We start from the raw sequence: 20,238 nt of genomic DNA on the forward strand, positions 1-20,238 counted from the left end.
AAACCGGTAATACGGTCAAGAACTCCGGGTTTTTAGTTGTTGAGGTTCGGCTTTTCTGTTATTAATGCTACACTTTTTACCTGAAATTACAGCACTGAAGGAGAGCTCGAAGATGAAATTCACGAAGATGCATGGTGCCGGCAACGACTACGTCTACGTCAACTGTTTTGCAGAACAGGTACCGGACCCGTGCAACACCGCGATAAAGGTATCCAACCGCAACTTCGGCATAGGATCGGACGGCCTGATCCTGATCATGCCCTCCGACAAAGCCGATGTACGGATGCGGATGTTCAACTCGGACGGCTCCGAATCGGAAATGTGCGGCAACGGTATTCGCTGCGTTGCTAAGTATGCTTACGATCACGGCATCGTTTCGAAGAAGGAGATCACCGCCGAGACCGGAGCCGGAATCCTCACGCTCCAGCTCTTCACCGACGCCAGAAACAAGGTCGAGAGAGTCCGTGTCAACATGGGGAAGCCGCGACTGACCAGGGCGGAGATACCGATGACGGGCGATGGTGAAAACCGGGTCGTCAACGAGCCCCTCAACATCCTCCATACGACGTTCCATATTACCTGCGTTTCCATGGGGAATCCCCATTGCGTGATATTTGTCGACGACGTGGAGAAATTCCAGGTGGAGAAATACGGGCCACTTATCGAGAACCACGAGATGTTCCCGCGCCGGACCAACGTTGAATTCGTGCAGATTATCTCCCGCACGGAGGTCCGCCAGCGGACCTGGGAGCGGGGTGCGGGAGAAACCCTCGCCTGCGGCACCGGCGCCAGCGCGGTATGCGTGGCCGGCTCATTGAACGGCCTGACCGAGAAAAAGATACTCAACCACCTCTCGGGTGGGGATCTTGAGCTCGAATGGTCCGCCGATGGCTATCTCTACATGACCGGGCCAGCGGTTGAAGTCTTCTCGGGGGAAATCGAAATCTAGCTCTGAATCACGACCAAAGAGGATGTAATGGATCATCTCGGCGCTCACATGTCGATAGCAGGAGGGATATACAACGCGCCGGAGCGCGGCACCGCCGTCGGCTGCGGAGTCATCCAGATCTTCACCCAGAACACCAGCAGGTGGCAGGGCAAGGCTGTAAGCGATGCCGACGCGGCGCTGTTCAGGGAAAAGTGGCGGCAATCTGGGCTTCTCGACGTCGCGAGCCATGACATCTACCTCATCAATCTCGCATCCCCGCCGGGAGAACTGCGGGACAAAAGCCTGTCCGCTTTCATGGAGGAAATGCGGCGCTGCGCGCGGCTAGGCATCGGAAAGATCATCATGCACCCCGGAGCGCACCAGGGTGACGGAGAGGCTGCCGGCATACGCAGAATCTGCGAAGCGTTCGACCTACTCATCGAATCGGTTCCCGAATATGCAGGGGCGATCCTACTGGAAACCACCGCCGGGCAAGGGTCGAGCATCGGCCATACATTCGAGCAGCTGCAGAGCATCATTTCCGGCTCCGCCTACCCGGACCGCTTCGGCGTATGCGTAGATACCTGCCACATCTTTGCCGCCGGCTACGACATCGGCACAGAAGACGGTTATCACCGCACCTTCGAGGAATTCGACCGTATCATCGGCCTGTCACGTCTCCAGGCATTCCACCTGAACGATACGAAGAAAGGGCTCAGCTCCCGTGTGGACCGGCACGAGCACATCGGGAAAGGGGCACTCGGCCTCACACCGTTTCGCCTCCTCATGAACGATCAACGCTTCGCGACGGTGCCCAAGTTTCTCGAAACACCCAAGGGGGATAACGACGAGATGGACGTCATCAACCTGAAGACTCTGCGGGACCTGATCAGATAACAGGGAGACCTGCTTCGTTCGCTGGAGGTGCTTTTCCATGAAGGAAAAGATCGAGATCATCCAGGGGGATATCACAACCCTCGCCGTTGACGCAATTGTCAATGCCGCCAACAACTCGCTTCTCGGCGGAGGAGGAGTGGATGGCGCAATACACCGGGGGGCGGGACCCGGGTTGCTGGCGGAATGCCGCACCCTCGACGGATGCGCCACCGGCGACGCGAAACTCACCCGGGGGTACAGGCTCCCCTCCCGGTACGTCATACATACCGTCGGGCCGGTGTGGCACGGCGGGACCCGGGGGGAGCCGGAATTGCTGCGCAGCGCCTACCGCCGCTCGTTCGAAGTCGCCCACCAGAGCGCCATCTCCTCGATAGCCTTTCCGGCAATCAGCGCCGGAGTCTACGCCTACCCGCTGGACCAGGCATGCCTCATCGCAATGGAAGAAGCGAAGTCAGCCATCGATAAATACCAGGAACTGAAGAGGGTGGTATTCGTGGCGTTCAGCCCTGACGTTTTTCGTGCCTACGAAGACGCATTCCGGAGCGTTTTTCCGTGAAGGCCGTCATCCAGAGGGTCCTCCGGTCCTCCGTGGAAGTCGAGGGGAAGACGGTCGGGGAAATCAGGGAGGGAATACTCGTACTCCTCGGAGTTGAGAAGGGTGACGGGACGGCTGATGCGGAGTGGATGGCGGAGAAGATCGTCAACCTCAGAATTTTCGAAGACCAGGCTGGGAAAATGAACCTTTCGGCCCTGGACGTGGGGGCTGGAATCCTCGCCGTCTCCCAGTTCACCCTGGCCGGAAACTGCAGCAAGGGAAGGCGCCCCTCCTTCGATTCCGCCGCTCCACCGGAAGAAGCGAACCGGCTCTACGAATACTTCGTCACAAGGATCGAGGAGACCGGGCTTCCGGTGGCGACAGGAATATTCCAGGCCGACATGAAGGTAAGCCTGATCAACGACGGGCCCGTCACATTCATTCTGGAAAGCCCCAAAAAATCAGGTCAAGGTTGAGTTTGAGGTTCAGGAAACCCGTTTGGGACTTTAACCTCAACCTTAACCTTGACCTGCTTCTATACCAGCGGCCGCACCTCGATGACCCTGAAATACCCCACATGCTTCACCGCCGCCCCCGCAGTCGGGTCGACTATGCGGGCCGTATTCTCCTTTATTTCCTTCAGCAGTTCTCCATCATGACGTATTTCCTTCAGCTCAAGACTGAGCCTCCAGCCGCTGTAGCCGTTCCCCGGCGCTAGGTAGAGATATGATGCGCGGGGATTGGCGCTGAGATTGGCGTAGCTGCGGCTGTCGGTCATCCCCCATGCGAGAGTATCGTCGTCGACAAGGTGAGGACGAGCGTAGATCGCGGTATTGACCGAACCGTCCCCATCCGCGGTGGCTATCACACCTTTACCACCCTCAGGAAAAAGTTCCGCAAGCTTCATGAGACGACCCCCTTTTCACGTTGAGTGCAGGCGCTCCCTATGCTAATCTACCACACCCCTCGTCGTTGTCCATGAAGCAAGGAACGTCATCGTGCAGCTGAAAGCCCTTCTCGACACCCTCTACGCCGACCGGTCACAGAGGCACCTGGCAAACGACCCTCTTTCTTTCTGCCATCGGTACGCCTCTCAGGAAGACAGGGAAATAGCCGGCCTCGTCTCCGCCAGCTTTGCCTACGGCAACGTCAAGATCATTCTCCGAAATCTGGATACCGTCTTCGGCCGCATGGGAGCTTCTCCCCGCAGGTACGTGGAGACGTTCGAGCCGGAGGACGGACTGAAACGATTCGAGGGGTTCAAGCACCGCTTCAACGACGGACGCGACCTGTGCGCCCTGCTCTACGCTGCCCGCACCATGATAGAGGAAGCCGACACGATCGGTGAATATTTCCTCGGATTTCACGATCCGGAAGCAAAGGACATCACCCCCGCCCTCATCAGGTTTACCGAAGCAGTGCTCGGCTTCAACTATCAGCCGGTTTTCGGCTCACATACCATTCCGGCCGACTCGGCCTTTCCTTTCCTCTTCCCTTCTCCCGCCTCCGGAAGTGCCTGCAAGCGGCTCTGCATGCTGCTTCGCTGGATGGTGCGCCCGGAGGACGGCATAGATCTGGGAATCTGGAAGGGTGTTTCGCCTGCACAGCTCGTCATTCCTGTGGATGCTCACATAAGCCGCATAGCACGGCTCCTCGGCCTGACCGGCAGGAAACAGGCCGACTGGAAAATGGCCCAGGAAATCACAGCGGCCCTTCGCGCTCTCGACCCGGAAGACCCGGTAAAATACGACTTCCCCCTCTGCCACCTCGGTATATCCGAAGGGTGCGATGGTACCAGGAGCAGCACCTGCATCACCTGCCCCGTCTCTGGGGAATGCAGAGTGAACCGCATATGATATTCGAGCCGCGGATCGCACTCGAATCCTTCAGCGACAACCGGTATCCGAAATCTTTCGGCTTTGCCGGCTTCAGGGATGTGGTGGCAGCTCTGAAGCCGGATGAGGTCCTGCCCGCCCTCGAACGTGTGGAGCATGCCGTAGCTTCCGGCCTGCATGCCGTCGGTTTCCTGTCTTACGAGGCGGGAGCAGCCCTGGGGCAGGTGCTGACCACCCACGAGCCGGCAGGCTTCCCCCTCCTGTGGTTTGCCCTCTACGAGCGCCGCTACGCTACTACGAGAACCGAACTCCCCGACTCCCCGGCCGACGACTACCGCACAAGCGCCTGGACACCTTCACTCACGGAGGAAGAATACTGCCGTGCCGTCGAGACGATCAGGAGATATATCGCCGAGGGAGACTGCTATCAGGTAAATTTCACGCTCCGGCACAGGTTCCGGTTCGAAGGAAACCCATTTTCGCTCTACCGGGACATGTGCCGTGCGCAGCGAGCCTCCTTCTGCGCTTATATCGATGCAGGCCCATTCCAGATACTCTCCGCATCACCGGAGCTCTTCTTCGATCTTCGCCAGGGGGCTCTGACCGCGTGCCCCATGAAAGGCACAGCGCCGCGAGGCCGGTGGCATGCAGAGGACGAGCAGATACGGAACGACCTGAAAAACAGCGGCAAGGAGCGGGCCGAAAACCTGATGATCGTGGACCTGCTGCGTAACGATATGGGACGGATTTCGACAGCGGGTTCAGTAAGGGTGCCCGCTCTCTTTCAGATCGAAACACTGGACACTCTTCACCAGATGACTTCCACCATCACTTCCCGTATCACGCCGCAGACGGGGCTGGTTCAGATCTTCCGGGCGCTCTTCCCCTGCGGGTCCGTAACCGGGGCACCCAAACGCAGGGTCATGGAGATCATTCGGGAGCTGGAGCCGGATATCCGTGGGATATACACCGGCTGCATCGGATACCTTTCACCGAATGGAGACGCTCTTTTTAGCGTTGCCATCCGCACCGCCGTCATCGACGCCACATCCGGGACGGGGGAATTGGGGACCGGAAGCGGCATAACGTGGGAATCCTCCGCGGCGTCCGAATATGAAGAATCCATACTTAAGTGCCGCTTCGCCCGTGCTCCCCGTCCCGAGTTCCAGCTCATAGAGACGCTCCTGTATGAGGAAAATGCAGGTTTTTTCCTGCTGGAGCGCCACATGGCAAGGCTTTATCGCTCAGCCTCCTACTTCGGATTCACCCTTCGACTCGGCAACGTGCTCGACACGCTCAACCTGCGCGCTCGCCCGCTGCGGGGCAGAAACCGGGTCCGCCTGCTTCTTTCACGCAACGGAACCTTCTCCATAACCATCGAACCCCTGGCCCGGGGAGAGGAGAACACCCTCCCCCTGATAGCTCTCGCCGCAAAGCCGGTCGATTCACATGACCCGTTCCTCTACCATAAAACGACCCACCGACCCCGATATACCGAAGAGATGGCCCGTCATTCCGGCTGCACCGATGTCGTCTTCATCAACGAACGTGGCGAGTTAACGGAAGCCACATCAAGCAACGTGGTGGTGAAGCTTCACGGAAAGCTCGTCACACCGCCCCTGCAGGCGGGACTCCTGCCCGGCACCTTCAGGGAGGAACTGCTCGCGTCGCAAGCAATCAGGGAAAAGCCGGTAGCAGTGGAGGAACTTCGCGCCGCCGAGGACATCTTCCTCATCAACTCCGTTCGCAAATGGCGCAGGGTCAGCCTGTCTCAGCATGGCATGGTAGAATAACAGAACTGAACACGGATCCGGCTGCGCCGGACCCGAAAAGGAGGCTTCATGCAGAAATTCGGGTTTATCGGCCTCGGAATCATGGGGCAGGCCATGGCCGCAAATCTCCTGAAGGCAGGCTTCTCCGTTACGGTATGGAACCGTTCTTTGGAGAAAGCTGCACCTTTGGCGGCAAGCGGAGCCGTCCTTGCCGAAACCCCTCAAGCCGTGGTGGAGTCCTGTCCCATCACTTTCGCCATGCTTGCCGATCCGGCCGCAGCCGAAACAGTCTGTTTCGGGAAATACGGTGTACTGGACGGAATGGGCGAGGGGCGGGGTTACGTGGACATGTCGACGGTGGATCCCTCCACTGCCCGTAGAATAGCCGCGGCCGTCAAAGCCAGAGGAGGGCGCTATCTTGAAGCCCCGGTCTCCGGAAGCAAAAAACCGGCTGAGGAGGGAACTCTTGTCATTCTCGCCGCAGGAGACCGCTCCCTCTTTACAGAAGCAGAGCCCGCATTTCGGGTGATGGGAAAAAAAGCGCTGCACCTTGGCGAGGTAGGCAATGGCGCGGCCATGAAACTGGTCGTCAACATGATCATGGGCGGCATGATGGGGATTTTCTGCGAAGGTCTCGCCCTGGGAGAGAAAGCAGGGCTTGCGCATCGCGACATTCTCGATGTCCTTGGAGCGGGAGCCGTTGCGAATCCGATGTTCGCCCTGAAAGGGGAACTGATCGGCAAAGGCGAGTTCAGCCCGGCCTTCCCGCTGAAGCATATGCAGAAGGACCTGCGGCTCGCAATAGCTCTTGGAGACTCGCTCGATCAACCTCTCCACAATGCGGCGTCGGCAAACGAATCATTCAAGAAAGCCAAACTCGCAGGATTAGGTGATGCGGATTTCTCAGCAGTGTACCAAACTATTTCCTCGTAATAGTGGACGGGTCGCGGCAGCACGCACAGGAGACAGAATTGACTTGAAATAAGGAATGGGTTTCTGTCATTATGTGACGTTTTTCAAGACGGGCTGCTGCCCGTCTTTTATTTTTGTTTCAACACAGAAACAACGGGAGCCGAACATGCAGGAACGAATTCGCAACATCGCCATCATCGCCCACGTCGATCATGGCAAGACCACTCTTGTGGACGCCATGCTCAAGCACGCGGGGGTCTTTCGTGAAAACGAGGTCATCACCGAGCGGGTCATGGACAGCAATGACCTGGAGAAGGAGCGAGGCATCACCATCCTCGCAAAAAACCTTTCGGTACACCACGGGCGCTACAAGATAAATATCGTCGACACCCCCGGCCATGCCGATTTCGGTGGGGAAGTGGAGCGGGTTCTGAAGATGGTGGACTCGGTGCTGCTGCTGGTGGATGCCCTGGACGGTCCGATGCCCCAGACCCGCTTCGTCCTGAAGAAGTCGCTGGACCTGGGGCTCAAGCCCATCGTCGTCATCAACAAGATCGACCGGCCCGGCGCGCGCCCGGACGAGGTCGTGAACATGGTCTTCGACCTGTTCGTGGAGCTCAATGCAACAGATGAGCAGCTGGACTTCCCCATCGTCTACACCTCCGCCAAACTGGGTTTCGCCAAGCTCGATCTGAAGAGCGAATCCACCAGCATGGAGCCTCTCTTCGCAGTGGTGGAGAGCAATGTCCACCCCCCGGCGGGAGACCCTGCCGCACCCCTCCAGATGCTGGTTACCCACATCGACTACAACGACTACATCGGCCGTATCGCCACCGGCAAGATTTTCAACGGCAAGGTCACGGCAGGCGAGCACATAGCGCTGGTCAGGAAAGACGGGACAGTCGTGAAGGGACGCATCTCCAAGCTCCTGGGTTACGAGGGTCTAAAACAGGTTGAGGTGCCGGAGGCTTGCACCGGCGACATCGTCACCATCGCCGGCTTCGACGAAGTCGGCATCGGAGAGACCTTCGCTTCGGCTGAAAACCCCATAGGACTACCCTATGTCTCCATAGACGAGCCCACCATCTCCATGAACTTCATGGTGAACACCTCCCCCTTCGCCGGACGAGAGGGGAAATGGGTAACCTCACGGAACATCCGTGACCGGCTCACCAAGGAGCTGCGTACCAACGTCAGCCTCCGGGTTGAGGAAACGGGAAATTCCGATACCTTCAAGGTCTCGGGGCGCGGCGAACTGCACCTTTCCATCCTCATAGAGAACATGCGGCGGGAAGGCTTCGAGATGGCCGTCTCCAAGCCCGAAGTCATCATGCGGGACATAGACGGAAAGAAGATGGAGCCGATGGAGTACCTGGTGGTGGACGTCCCCGCGGAGTTCCAGGGAGCGATCATCGAGAAGATGGGCCCACGCAAGGGGGAGATGACGGCCATGCAGCCGATGGGCGACACGATCCGGCTGGAGTTCATAATTCCGGCCCGGGGGCTCATAGGCCTCAGGGGGGAACTCCTCACCGAGACACGCGGCACCGCCGTCATGACCCACGTCTTCCACGACTACGCACCCTACAGAGGTGACATCCCTGGACGGAAAAACGGAGTGCTCATCGTGATGGATGCGGGGGAAACCACGGCATACTCCCTGGACGCCCTCCAGCCGCGGGGAATCCTCTTCGTGGCGCCGGGAACCGAAGTCTACGGCGGGATGATCATCGGCCAGCACGCCAAGGACAACGACCTGGATGTCAACCCCTGCAAGGGTAAGAAGCTCACCAACGTCCGCGCGTCCGGCTCAGACGATGCGATAAAGCTTACGCCGCCGCGAATTCTGACACTCGAACAGGCACTGGAGTTTATCGACGACGATGAGCTTGTCGAAGTAACACCCCAGTCGATACGCCTGAGGAAAAAGGAGCTGGATCCCACCAAGCGGAAACGCTCCAGCAAGTAATGTGCAACCACAGCCGGGGAGTCCCTCTCCCCGGCGCTACACCTCCCCTACCCCAGCAATTTTCATTTCTTTATTTTTTCTCTCAAGATTTTCTCGCAACTGCCGTTATGACAGTATAATAATTTAGTACTGACAGTAATGGATGATTTCTGGCATAACCAGCCCCCTTTCCTACCCGACAACAACAGAACAATGGGAGAAAAGCAATGAAAATATTTTTGTTTATGGCATTTTTGGCGTTATGTGGATGTGCTACTGGCAATCAGCAAAAAGCTCACGTAGAGCAAGTGACATGGGCTCCCTGTGAAGTTGTAGTTACAAAATATAATGACATTAGCAAAAATAATGGCCAAACTGTTACAACGCAATGGATGTGTGAGAACAGAAGTTACTGAATTATTCCTGCAAATCAACCATAGTAGCAGTCATTAAGCACCACGATGCCTGAGATCAAAGGCCGACTCCTGCCATTCTGTGCTCGTGCTGTGTTTGCACCTAGGGTGCTTGGCGCAACATGTGCCTCATTTCTGGTTATATCACCACTCTTACTAAAACCCTCCAACTTCCCGTAGTTCAACATTTGCGCACTTTCTGCTCAAGATTCGCCAACATCTGCCGTTACGCTAAATAATTCCTGTTATCGGATTATTCGAAGATTCGGAAAAGGTGAGGGCTATGAGGAAAAGTGTTCGGCTCGGAGGAGTGCTCCTCCTGATTCAATCGTTGCTGATCTCGACGGCAGTTGCCGCCCCCGGCGCTCTGGACACAACGTTCAACTCGACAGGGAAAAGCATCTACCGTGGCGAAGCGGAGGTCACCGATTACGGAGCCGGTGTTGCGCTGCAAGCTGACGGCAAGATGGTCGTCGTCGGATACGCTCACAACGGTGCCGACCACGACATCCTTGTCACGAGATACAACAGCGATGGCACTCTGGACGACACCTTCGGCAATGAAGGGGCGACGACCTACGATGGCGGCGATGAGGATTATGCCTATGCTGTGGCGTTCCAGGCGGACGGCAAAATTGTCCTGACAGGGACCAGCAACATAGCGGGTGACGATCGTGTCATCGTCCTTAGATATACCGACGCTGGAGCGCTCGATACGACTTTTGGAACAGAAGGATCGGCAACATATGGGGAAGCGCTCTGGTCGATGCACGGCAAGGCGTTGGCCATACAACCGGACGGGAAAATACTGATCGCCGGTGACGCCGGTGACCCCTGGGGCTCAAACAATTTTGACGTCCTTCTTCTCCGCTACAACACCGATGGAACGCTCGACGAGGGTTTTGCCATGAGCGGCGCCGCCATATACGACAGCTTCAGCAGCTTTGATTATGGGACTGCCGTTTCCTTGCTGCCGGACGGGAAAATAGTTGTTGCCGGGCACAAGATGGGTGCGACGTACGATATTTTCGTCGTCAGGTTCGACACGGCCGGGGCATTCGAGACTTCCTTCGTACCCTATGATGGTGGGCCGTTAGTGGATGATTACTCGGCAGCCATGGTTGTCGATGCTGCTGGGAAGGTCGTCGTAGCAGGCTATTCCCATGGTCCTGGGGTAGTAGATTTCGTTATTCTGAGGTATGACACCGACGGAACCCTCGACGGCGGGTTCGGCGCCGGTGGCGCCAGGGTGTACGACAGCGGTGGAGCCGACTATGCCAGTGCTGTCCGGATACAGGGGGACGGGAAGATTGTAGTCTCAGGTTCGTCGAACAACGGTACCAATGACGACTTGGTAATAGCGAGATTCAATGCCATCGGTGCGCCGGACCCCGGGTTTGGAAGCGCCGGGATAATGACCTACAACAGCGGCAACAACGACTACATTTTCGGTCTCGCATTGCAGAGTGACGGAAAGATCGTTGGCGCAGGTTCCATTCAGAACGGCGCCGCCTCCAACCAGCTCGTCATCCGATGCACCACTGGCGGAGTCCGAGACAATGCTTTCGACTCAGACGGCATAGCAGTTTACGATGCGGCAGTTCCTACAATAGACTCCGCTTACGCAGTGACTACTCAACCGGACGGGAAGACTGTTGTTGCGGGAGAACGAATGGGCGACGTGCTTATCCTCCGCTACACCACGGAGGGAGTTCTCGATCCGGAGTTCGGAACCGATGGGATAGTGACCTACGACGGTGGCGGAACAGATAAAGTGTTAGGCATCGCAATTCAGCAGGATGGCAAGATTGTAGTCGCAGGACAGAAAGGCCTCTGGCCAGATCACGATCTTCTGCTCATGCGATATAACCCCGACGGCACCCCCGATGCGGGTTTCGGCACCGCTGGTGTTACAAGTTACGATTCAGGCAGGGATGACACCGGTTACGCCGTGACAGTGCAGCCAGACGGGAAAATAATCGTTGCCGGCTCAGCCACCAACTTTATGGGAACTATAACGCTGCTCATGCGCTACAACAGTGACGGCACTCCCGACGGAACCTTCGGAACCGGCGGAGTTGCCCCCTTCGACGATCCAGACATCGACCTTGGAAATGACTACGCAGGCTATGCCCTCTCGCTCCTCCCCGGCGGCAAGATCCTCGTCACCGGTTCCTCATCCGCAAAAGTGCTGCTCCTCCAGGTTCTCGGCGACGGCTCCCTCGATCCCTCCTTCGGCACGGATGGAATCGTAACTATCGACAGGGGGGAAAGCGATTTCGCCATGGCTGCAGCCGTCCAGACTGACGGGAAGATCGTAGTAACTGGATATACATACAATACCATTACAAACCAGAACGACCTGCTCGCCATGCGCTTTATGCCGGACGGGGGGCTCGATGCCACCTTTGGCACAGGAGGAATATTCACATCCGACAGCAGCCGGGGTGATTGGGGCAACGGAATGGCCTTTCAGCCGGACGGAAAAATCTTTCTCACAGGGTACAAAGACAATGAGGGTGAAATCGATCTGCTTCTCCTCCGGCTCGACACTGACGGCTCGCTCGATGAGACCTTCGGCGCAAGCGGATTAGCGACTTACGATATCGGTGGCGACGACTACGGCAATGCGCTACACGTCCAGAACGACGGCAGAATCATAGTCGCCGGCACCTCCTCGGGGGCTACGGACGATATTGCAGTTCTCCGCCTTATCGGCGGCCCCTACACTTTGTCGGTCACAAAATCAGCAGGAACAGGCACCGTAACGAGCGGAGATGGTGGAATCTCCTGCGGCAGCGACTGCTCTGAACCGTATGAGCTCATAGGCGAGGTGACACTGACTGCCGCGGCGGCGGCGGGGTTTTCCTTCTCCTCCTGGAGCGGCTGCGACACCACGAGCGGCAATACCTGCACAGTGGCAACATCGAGGCAGCGGCAGGTATCGGTAGCGTTCGAAGATATTGCCGCCCCGGAACTGACCGTCTCTTCGCCAACACTGGGAGTCAGCAGCGGCGACATCACCATTGCGGGAACCGTGAGCGATAATGCCGGAGCAGACGGTATCACAGTCACTGTTACGATAAATGGCCAGACATATACTCCGTCAGTATCAGAGGGAGGAGCATTCGCCCAGACTGTGACTCTCCCTGTTCAGAAGGCCTATCCGTTCACGGTAAATGCAACCGACCAGGCCGCCAACACTACCACAGTGCAACGGAACGTCACCTATGCGGTGATTCCCGATCTTGACGGAAACTCTACGGTCAGCGTGAGCGACGCAATTCGGGCTCTTCGCTACTCCCTCGGCCTCGCGACTCCAGGACCGGACGAGATTGGCAGCTTCGATTTTGCCCCCCTGGTGAACGGAGTACCGCAGCCGGACGGCATCATCATCGTTGAAGATGTTTTTCTGATTCTAAGGCAGGTCGTGGGTTTAGGCTGGTAACGACAATTCAGGAGCTACTATGATGAAATCCGTTTGTTTTCGTGTGTTCATACTGACATTGGCAGCACTCTCCGCAGGATGCGGAGGCGGAGGAGATGCAGCACCGCCGCAGCAGAGGACAGCGGTTATCACGTTTCGCGCCGTAAGCAGCGCCACCCTCATCAACACCGTATCCATTGCTGCGGTTCTTCCACCCGGAGTTTCGGTGGCAACGGACGCGGAAAACCCGACTCTCATCTCCGCGCAATCGCTCGCCATCGGAAGCGGGGCCGCCGCAGGGGCCGATTACATTTTAGGCAGGTACTCATCCGCAGGAAGAAAAGTAACGATCGAGTTTCCACACGTGAACGGTTTTGGCGGCGGCGAATTCGCCCGCCTCACCTGCTCTGTCACACCTGGAACAACACTTACAGAAGCCGATTTCACCTCTCTCAATACGCCTTTCCCCTCATCAAGACTGAGCAACTACGACTCCAACATCAGCGAGTTCGTGGATGTAACATCTTCCAAGAATCCCCAGATGACGATAACCTTCGGCTACTGATCTGCCGCCCACGCCCCCTTAATGAACCAGCGGCTGCCCCCGCAGCCGCTTTTCACATCCTATTTTGAAATTGACAACATTCCCCTTTTCTCCTAGTTTGAGGTGAAAAAATCACCTCCGGGGAAAACCATGCCCACTCCGAAATTTGCAGTATTTTCTCTACTTCTCATTCTTGCCGGCTGCGCCTCCGCGCCCCCGGTCAACAAAACCGCTGACACTTATTTCAAGGAAGGGGAAGAGGCGTATGCGTCGAAGCGATACGAAGACGCCATCGACCACTGGAAAAAGGTAAAGGAGAGTTACGTATCGCCGGAACTCACCACTCGCGCAGAGCTGAATATAGCCGATGCCCACTTCGAGAACGGCAACTACATCGAGGCTGCCGCAGCCTATGAAGATTTCCGCAAACTCCACCCAAACCACGAGAAGGCACCGTACGCCCTCTACCGCCTCGGTCTCTGCTATTACCAGCAGATCAGCGGCTCAGACACGGACCAGACCCCCGTAACCAACGCAGCCACCACCTTCGAATCCTTCCTTCGCCAGTATCCGGCATCGGAATACGCGCAGGAGGTGAAGGAAAAGCTGAAATCCTGCCAGGCGAAGCAGTTTCAGTATGAAGTATACGTTGCCCGGTTCTATCTGAGGACCGACAAATACGAAGCAGCAATCCAGCGTATCCAGGACGCCTTCGCCCGCTTCCCTGAAACGGAATACGGAGATGAGGCCCTGTATTATCTGGGTCAGGCCTACCTGCTCAGCGGGGAAAAAGTAAAGGGGAGAGAAGCTTTCACGCGGCTCACTAACGAGTTCGCCACAAGCAGTTACGTGGAGAAGGCAAAGAAATTCATGGAGAAATATTACTGAAAAACGTCATCAGGTGAGCTACACCTTCAGCAGGGAAAGCCGGCTCTGCCTCGTAAGCTTATCTTCATACATCCGCTCGTCGGCCAGACGAAGGGCTTCAAGCAAACCACCGCTCTCTCTCGCGGTAGCCGTCCCCAGAGAGAGGCTCAGGTTGATGCCCCCAAGGACCGGAGAGCTGGTCCGAAGCACATCCCTCACCCGTTGCACCGCTTTGGCGACGGCCGCCTCATCCGCCTCCGGCAGGAGCACCACAAATTCATCCCCTCCGATGCGCGCCACCATGTCCTCCGCCCTGAATACCGAGGAAAGAACCGTTGCCGCCTGCTGTAAGAGCCGGTCCCCTGCTGCGTGGCCACCGGTGTCGTTTGTCATTTTGAGCCCATCCACATCCGCCATGACGACACTGATCGGAAAGAGCCGGCTCCGCTGCAGCCGGGTAATCTCCTCTTCGAAGTACGCACGGTTGTAAAAGCCGGTAAGGGGGTCGTGGGTGCTCATGTACCTGAGCTTCTCTTCCGTCTCCTTTCGCTCGCTGATGTCCCTAACGACACTGATCACGCCGCCGCCATCGATCACCGTCAAGGAGACCTCCTGGGGGAAGGTGCTTCCGTCGGACCTCCGGCCCATGGCCTCGCCCCGCCACTTCCCCTTCTTCCGAAGGATCCGCATGATCTCCCGCTCTATCCGCGCACTCTCCTCCGGCTCGTATAGCATGCTCCAGTGCTTTCCGATCAGCTCCGGCGGCTCCTCGTACCCATGGATGCCGGCATGCGCCTGGTTGGCGTAGACGATGTTTCCGGCTTCATCGACAATTACCATCCCGTCGATGGAACTTTCCATTGCTGCCAACTGCTTGCGCAGGGTCTCCTCGACCTGCTTGCGCTGGGAGATGTCCTCACAGGTGGAGATGATCGCCACCGGCTCCCCATCGGCGTCGGTTACGACGTTCGACACGAGGTAGACAGGAAAAAGGCTGCCGTCCCTTCTGACATTGACGCTTTCCCTGCTGAGGCTTTTGCGCCGTTTCAGCTGGGCGGCAGTCATCGGCTTCCAGGTGTGCGGAGGAGCCAGTCTTCGTACATCGGTCCCCAGCAGCTCCGGCACCGAATAGCCGTGCATCGCCGCTTCCGAAGGGTTCGTATAGGTTATGACGCCTTCGATGTCCGTTATGGTGACACCGATGGGCATGGTCTCTATGGCCTTCTTGAGCGAACGCAGCTCCGCCGTCGCGCGAGCGCGATCAAGCCTGTTGCGGTGCTCACTCAGCTCCCTCGTTATTGCGGGGGCCAGACGCGCCAGGTGCCCCTTCACGAAATAGTCGTGTGCTCCGGCCTTCATCGCCTTGACGGCGGCATCCTCTCCGACTTTTCCTGAAACGATGATGAAGGGTAGATCGATCCCCTTCTTCCGCATCAGCTCCAATGCCGCGAGGCCGGTGAACCGCGGAAGGATGTAATCCGCAATCACCAGATCCCAGGACTCCCGCTCCAGAGCGGAAGCCATCGCCTCAGCAGATTCGACCCGCTCGCATACGGCCGCAAATCCTCCCTTGCGCAGCTCCCGCAACAGCAGTTCTGCGTCGTCAGGCGAATCTTCAACAAGCAGTACACGAAGTGGAGCGCTCACCAGAAACCTCCAATGCCGAAACCAAAGTCTTAATAGCTAAGGTATTAATTATAGATTGTCAATGATTTTTTGTGACTGGGCCGTATGCGCAAAAAGCAGCCGAACCTCGTGGGTCCGGCTGCTTACTCTGTCACTCAGCCTCTATTTCTTTCCGCGCTCGTCCAGCGCCTTGTTAAGCACCGCCACCGCCTCTTTGGAGGCGGTAATGGACGCCGCCAGACTCTCCCTTGCAAGGTCGGGATTGTGGAACCCGTCGCTGTTCTCCGCGGTCCACCACTCCCACAGCACATGCGCTTCTTCATGCTTTTCCCTCGCCTGGGCAAGCACCGCCTCGTCCACCCCGAACCGTTTCGCTACGGCGTATGTATCTATCAGCTGTCCCAGCCAGTACTCAGCCTTGCGCATCTTACCGCGGATGTAGTTCTGGATCGCATCCATCTGGTAAGCCTTCTGCTCCTCCGTGAGCTGCGGATGGCATCGCATGCACGCCTCCTTGACGTTGCCGTGCGGCCTTACCATCATGTGTGAGCGGTATTTCTTCCCCCTCTCGTTCTTCACCACCGGCATATGGCAGTCGGCGCACGTCACCCCTGCCCGTTCGTGGACACTGCCCATATAGCTCTCGACCTCCGGGTGCTGGAGCTTTACAAGCCGTGCGCCGGTGACTGCGTGGCGGAAGTCGTAGAAGTTGAGCTTCTTGTAGTGCGCCAGAATGTCCTGAACCTGCACCAGCGGGAAGTGGTTGGTGCGCCGGTCTTCAAAGCCCACCGGCTTTCCGCTGTCGAATTCGAACCCCTTGCCGCAGGCGTACTCCACGTGACACTGTGCACACATCATGGTTGCGTTGGCCTTCTCCATGATGCCGATCTTGCGGAACCCGTCGCGAAAAGAAATCACTTTAAGGTCGGTTTTGCCGTCCTTTCCGGCAAACATCTTCGCCCCCTGGTCAATCCGGTTGATAAGCTCGTCCCTCACGATCCGCGGCTGCGCCCCATGAGGGTCATGACAGTGGATGCACCCCATGACGTTGCTGGTATCCTTCGCGACCGCTATCACATCCGAGGTCCTGTCCCACTTGGCTCGCGGGTCCTTGTCTCCCATGAACTTCCACTTGAGGATGTGGTCGGTGCTCTTGCACTGGATACACGTGGGGTTTCCCGCCTTTCCGGTCTCCCCCATCTTGAACTCCGCCCCCCGGTCCTTGAGGATGTCCCATGTCTTGCCGGTGGCATCCACGCTATACCAGCCGTTCTTGTAGGTGAAGCGCCCGCCTGCGAACCTATCGACCACGAACTGATCCGTCACCATGAAGAGGTGGCTTCGCGGCTCGTTGTGCTCGATTGTAAACCCGTAGGGAGCCAGGAGCTTGTCCATCATGGGTGACCGCCCGCTCGGTATCCCCTTTTCCTTGTGCGCCGCTCCTTCGTAATTCACCTTTTCGAAGCTGGCAAGCTGGTCCTGATGGCATTTTCCGCACACCGCATGCTCAAGTAGCGTGACTGGTCTGTTGTCGCTGTTCTCCAGATGTTCGTCAAGTTTCTGGTGGCACAGGCTGCATTCGAGCTTTGCATGCTTGGAGCCCTCCTTGAGTCCCCTGACCTCCTCATGGCATCCGTAGCATGTTTCCCGGTTGTCAGATTTCCCCCCCGCCGGCGGCTCCCCCTTTGCCGACAGGACCGGCAACGAAAGCATCAATACAACCCCTCCCGCCACAGCCATCGAACCACAGATTCTCTTTATCATCCCCATCTCCTTTCCTCTGCTGAATCGCTATCCTGGTACGCCATCAGGAAGTATACCAGCTAATAATGAATTCGCAGGATGAGTGATCTCCATTGGGAAATCCGGGAGGTTAAAGGATCATCATTCACGCTGTGCGCCAGCTCACTTACACATTTCGGCTCCTGACGTATCGTCAGCGCATGGATTTCAGAAACCACGAATAGATCCTGCAATAAGGAGCCAAAAATGATACGTTTTCTTGTCGCCGCCATTGCCCTAACCTCACTCCTTTCCACATCACCGGCATCCGCCGATCAGAACCCCGCGGAGCGGCCGGTTACTCTCGCAAAACTTAGCGACCCCGACCCCGGCCAACCGATCAGAAAGTTCGATGCGCGCACCGAGCTCAGGGAAAAGTACGAGTTTTACGATATCACGGGATCAAGCGCCAAGGAACTGAGGCGACAGATGACCCTTAACGGGATTCCGTGGGACGACGGCCAGACCTATGACGCCCTGGCCACCTGGGAGATCAAATACCGGTACAACACCGCCACCGACAACGGCGCCTGTTATGTCACCTCCGCCAAAACGGACGTGGGAGTAGTCTACAGATTTCCACGCTGGAAGGATGCTTCCGGTGCCGACAGCCAGCTCACCAGCCGCTGGAACACCTACATGGAACACCTGAGGACTCACGAATTCGGGCACAAGGACCTGGCTGTGGCCACAGCGCAGGAGATAAGCGAGGGGTTGTCATCCCTCGGCTCTTTCAGAAACTGCTCCGATCTGGAAAAGGCAGTCAAGTCGATGGCCCAGGCAAAGCTCGTACGACTGAAGGAAACCCAGCGGGAGTATGATGCGACAACGCGTCACGGTGAAACCCAGGGAGCCTTCTTTCCCTGATCACCGATGAGTCACGGGCGGAGACAGTTCTGCGTGAGCCGCTCCGCCCGCCCCCCCCGCCGTCATTGACATCCCTCCCTTTTCCCGTAAACTTCCAGTGTCATTAGCCCATTTTAGTTAATAACAAATCAAGGGAGGTGTCCGTGCAGCCAACGGAGAGAATGCTGCTGGCCGGCACTCTGTGCCTGTCCATTGTTGCTGCCGCCCCACCCGGCAAGGCTTCCGGGAATGAAGGAGGCAGCGGGCGTGTTACCTCGACGGCTTCAGCCGACGGAGCAGCGCTTTACCAGGCCAACTGCGCCGCTTGCCACGGCTCACTTGCAAGCTCCAGAAAAAGGGGAAGGACTGCACCCCAGATACAGAATGCCATCAACAAAAATATAGGTGGGATGGGGTATCTCTCAACCCTGAGTTCGGAGCAGATTCAGGCCATCGCCACCGCCCTGAAGTAGCCATCGGGAAGGACCGCCATTCACAGACTATTCTAGGGGGGTGACCCGTGAAGAGAGCACGTGCGCACAGAGCGATCCACAGATTCTCCCTGCTGCCGGCATTCGGACTCGTGGCAGCTCTCATGTTCTTCGCCTCCTGCAGCAGCGGCGGGGGCGGAACAGCTGTGTCCGCATCGTCCGCCGGCACATCTTCTACCGATACGCCGACACCCTCCGGAACACCGGCAGCTCCTGGCTCCTCCACCGATACGCCCTCAACGCCTTCCGGAGAGCCTCCCTCTCCAGACACATCATCGCCGGATACGCCGGCTACGCCTCCCGGGACAACCGCCCCCCCCGACACCTCGACACCTCCTGCCCCACCCGTCACCAACGTCGTTACCCTCACCAGGGTAGCATCCGGCCTCGACCAGCCCCTTCAGATCACTCACGCCGGCGACGGAAGCGGCAGGCTCTTCATTACAGAAAAGAGGGGAACCGTGCGAATCATCAGGAACGGGCTCGTCCTGCAACAGCCCTTCCTGGACATAAGATCTCAGGTACGTTCTTCCGGCAATGAGCAGGGGCTGCTCGGCATCGCGTTCCCCCCCGACTTCGCGACCGACGGGCACTTCTACGTCAACTACACCGGAACAGCCGGAATCGGCGACTCCGTCATTGCACGCATACCCTTAGGCGCGACCCCCGATCAGGCTGACCCGGCTGGTACGACAAACGTACTAACCGTACCCCAGCCCTTTGAAAATCATAACGGAGGACAGATGGCGTTCGGTCCCGACGGATTCCTATACATCGGCCTGGGGGACGGCGGGGGCGCGGGGGACACGCTCAACAATGCGCAGAACCGGACGCAGCTGCTCGGCAAGATCCTTCGGATCGACGTGGGGGCAGCATCCCCCACCTACGCTGTTCCCGCCGGCAATCCCTTCGGCAACGAAATCTGGAGCTACGGCCTGCGCAACCCATGGCGGTTCTCCTTCGACCGCGACACCGGAGACCTCTACATCGCCGACGTGGGGCAGGACCAGTTCGAGGAAATAAACTTCCAGCCCGCAGGAAGCGGCGGGGGGCAAAACTACGGCTGGCGGCTGATGGAAGGAGCTCACTGCTTCGATACCCCCACCTGCGACCGCACCGGCCTCGTACTCCCGGTACACGAGTACGCCCATGATGCCGGATGCTCGGTTACCGGGGGGTATGTCTATCGTGGTCCGGTGCAGGGAAGCCTTCAGGGCACGTACATCTATGGTGATTTCTGCAGCGGCAGGATCTGGGGCCTTCGCCGAATCGGCGATACCTGGGAAAACCGGCTGCTGTTCGAAGCGAACCTGCGAATATCCAGTTTTGGGGAAGACGAAGAGGGAAACCTTTATGTAGCTGATTTCTCAACCGGCGACATTTATCGCTTCGACATCCAGTAAAAGGGAAGGAGG

At 57.6% G+C, this 20,238-nt stretch carries 17 protein-coding genes; 14 read left to right on the plus strand and 3 right to left on the minus strand.

Annotated elements, in window-relative coordinates:
- Nucleotides 1-112: 112 nt before the first annotated feature.
- From dapF to dtd, 4 genes are read left to right on the plus strand one after another with little or no spacing between them, the layout of a single operon-like run.
- On the plus strand, nucleotides 113-949 hold the full coding sequence (gene dapF / locus CFB04_RS10875; RefSeq protein WP_088535291.1) for a diaminopimelate epimerase: 837 nt from the start codon (nucleotides 113-115) through the stop codon (nucleotides 947-949).
- A 27-nt stretch (nucleotides 950-976) separates the two neighbouring features.
- Complete coding sequence (locus CFB04_RS10880) at nucleotides 977-1,825, plus strand: deoxyribonuclease IV (RefSeq protein WP_088535292.1); 849 nt, start codon at nucleotides 977-979, stop codon at nucleotides 1,823-1,825.
- Between the two features lie 37 nt (nucleotides 1,826-1,862).
- A complete protein-coding gene (locus CFB04_RS10885; protein WP_088535293.1) occupies nucleotides 1,863-2,381 on the plus strand; it encodes an O-acetyl-ADP-ribose deacetylase in 519 nt (172 codons plus the stop codon).
- A complete protein-coding gene (dtd, locus tag CFB04_RS10890) occupies nucleotides 2,378-2,836 on the plus strand; it encodes a D-aminoacyl-tRNA deacylase (RefSeq protein WP_088535294.1) in 459 nt (152 codons plus the stop codon). The genes CFB04_RS10885 and dtd overlap by 4 nt, the downstream gene beginning before the upstream one ends.
- 59 nt (nucleotides 2,837-2,895) lie before the next feature.
- Here the strand turns inward: dtd and CFB04_RS10895 are convergent, their stop codons facing one another.
- On the minus strand, nucleotides 2,896-3,267 hold the full coding sequence (locus CFB04_RS10895) for a pyridoxamine 5'-phosphate oxidase family protein (protein WP_088535295.1): 372 nt from the start codon (nucleotides 3,265-3,267) through the stop codon (nucleotides 2,896-2,898).
- Nucleotides 3,268-3,358: 91 nt separating this feature from the next.
- Between CFB04_RS10895 and CFB04_RS10900 the strand changes: the two genes are divergently transcribed.
- From CFB04_RS10900 to CFB04_RS10930, 7 genes are all read left to right on the plus strand, one after another.
- The gene (locus CFB04_RS10900; RefSeq protein WP_088535296.1) at nucleotides 3,359-4,216 is read left to right on the plus strand and encodes a TIGR02757 family protein; all 858 of its coding nucleotides are present in this window, start codon (nucleotides 3,359-3,361) and stop codon (nucleotides 4,214-4,216) included.
- The gene (gene pabB / locus CFB04_RS10905) at nucleotides 4,213-5,988 is read left to right on the plus strand and encodes an aminodeoxychorismate synthase component I (RefSeq protein ID WP_088536791.1); all 1,776 of its coding nucleotides are present in this window, start codon (nucleotides 4,213-4,215) and stop codon (nucleotides 5,986-5,988) included. Before CFB04_RS10900 ends, pabB begins: the two co-directional genes overlap by 4 nt.
- 48 nt (nucleotides 5,989-6,036) lie before the next feature.
- Complete coding sequence (locus tag CFB04_RS10910) at nucleotides 6,037-6,900, plus strand: NAD(P)-dependent oxidoreductase (protein ID WP_088535297.1); 864 nt, start codon at nucleotides 6,037-6,039, stop codon at nucleotides 6,898-6,900.
- 145 nt (nucleotides 6,901-7,045) lie between these two features.
- Nucleotides 7,046-8,848, plus strand: a complete 1,803-nt coding sequence (typA, locus tag CFB04_RS10915; RefSeq protein ID WP_088535298.1) for a translational GTPase TypA — start codon at nucleotides 7,046-7,048, stop codon at nucleotides 8,846-8,848.
- 675 nt (nucleotides 8,849-9,523) lie between these two features.
- A complete protein-coding gene (locus CFB04_RS10920) occupies nucleotides 9,524-12,688 on the plus strand; it encodes a hypothetical protein (protein WP_088535299.1) in 3,165 nt (1,054 codons plus the stop codon).
- A gap of 19 nt (nucleotides 12,689-12,707) precedes the next feature.
- Nucleotides 12,708-13,232, plus strand: a complete 525-nt coding sequence (locus tag CFB04_RS10925) for a hypothetical protein (RefSeq protein WP_088535300.1) — start codon at nucleotides 12,708-12,710, stop codon at nucleotides 13,230-13,232.
- A gap of 129 nt (nucleotides 13,233-13,361) precedes the next feature.
- Nucleotides 13,362-14,099, plus strand: coding sequence for an outer membrane protein assembly factor BamD (locus CFB04_RS10930; RefSeq protein ID WP_088535301.1), 738 nt, complete (start codon nucleotides 13,362-13,364; stop codon nucleotides 14,097-14,099).
- Between the two features lie 18 nt (nucleotides 14,100-14,117).
- Here CFB04_RS10930 and CFB04_RS10935 read toward each other — a convergent pair whose 3' ends face one another.
- Nucleotides 14,118-15,725 (minus strand): PAS domain S-box protein, encoded by a 1,608-nt coding sequence (locus tag CFB04_RS10935; RefSeq protein ID WP_088535302.1) that lies wholly within the window; start codon nucleotides 15,723-15,725, stop codon nucleotides 14,118-14,120.
- A 141-nt stretch (nucleotides 15,726-15,866) separates the two neighbouring features.
- Nucleotides 15,867-17,468 (minus strand): ammonia-forming cytochrome c nitrite reductase subunit c552, encoded by a 1,602-nt coding sequence (locus tag CFB04_RS10940; protein ID WP_088535303.1) that lies wholly within the window; start codon nucleotides 17,466-17,468, stop codon nucleotides 15,867-15,869.
- A 225-nt stretch (nucleotides 17,469-17,693) separates the two neighbouring features.
- Between CFB04_RS10940 and CFB04_RS10945 the strand changes: the two genes are divergently transcribed.
- From CFB04_RS10945 to CFB04_RS10955, 3 genes are all read left to right on the plus strand, one after another.
- Nucleotides 17,694-18,353, plus strand: a complete 660-nt coding sequence (locus tag CFB04_RS10945; protein ID WP_088535304.1) for a DUF922 domain-containing Zn-dependent protease — start codon at nucleotides 17,694-17,696, stop codon at nucleotides 18,351-18,353.
- Between the two features lie 143 nt (nucleotides 18,354-18,496).
- A complete protein-coding gene (locus CFB04_RS10950; RefSeq protein ID WP_231934159.1) occupies nucleotides 18,497-18,805 on the plus strand; it encodes a cytochrome c in 309 nt (102 codons plus the stop codon).
- 47 nt (nucleotides 18,806-18,852) lie between these two features.
- Nucleotides 18,853-20,226: a sorbosone dehydrogenase family protein gene (locus CFB04_RS10955; protein ID WP_231934160.1), complete on the plus strand. Its 1,374-nt coding sequence runs from the start codon at nucleotides 18,853-18,855 to the stop codon at nucleotides 20,224-20,226.
- Nucleotides 20,227-20,238: the final 12 nt, after the last annotated feature.

The sequence above is a fragment of the Geobacter sp. DSM 9736 genome, from assembly GCF_900187405.1.
Taxonomy (GTDB): domain Bacteria; phylum Desulfobacterota; class Desulfuromonadia; order Geobacterales; family Geobacteraceae; genus DSM-9736.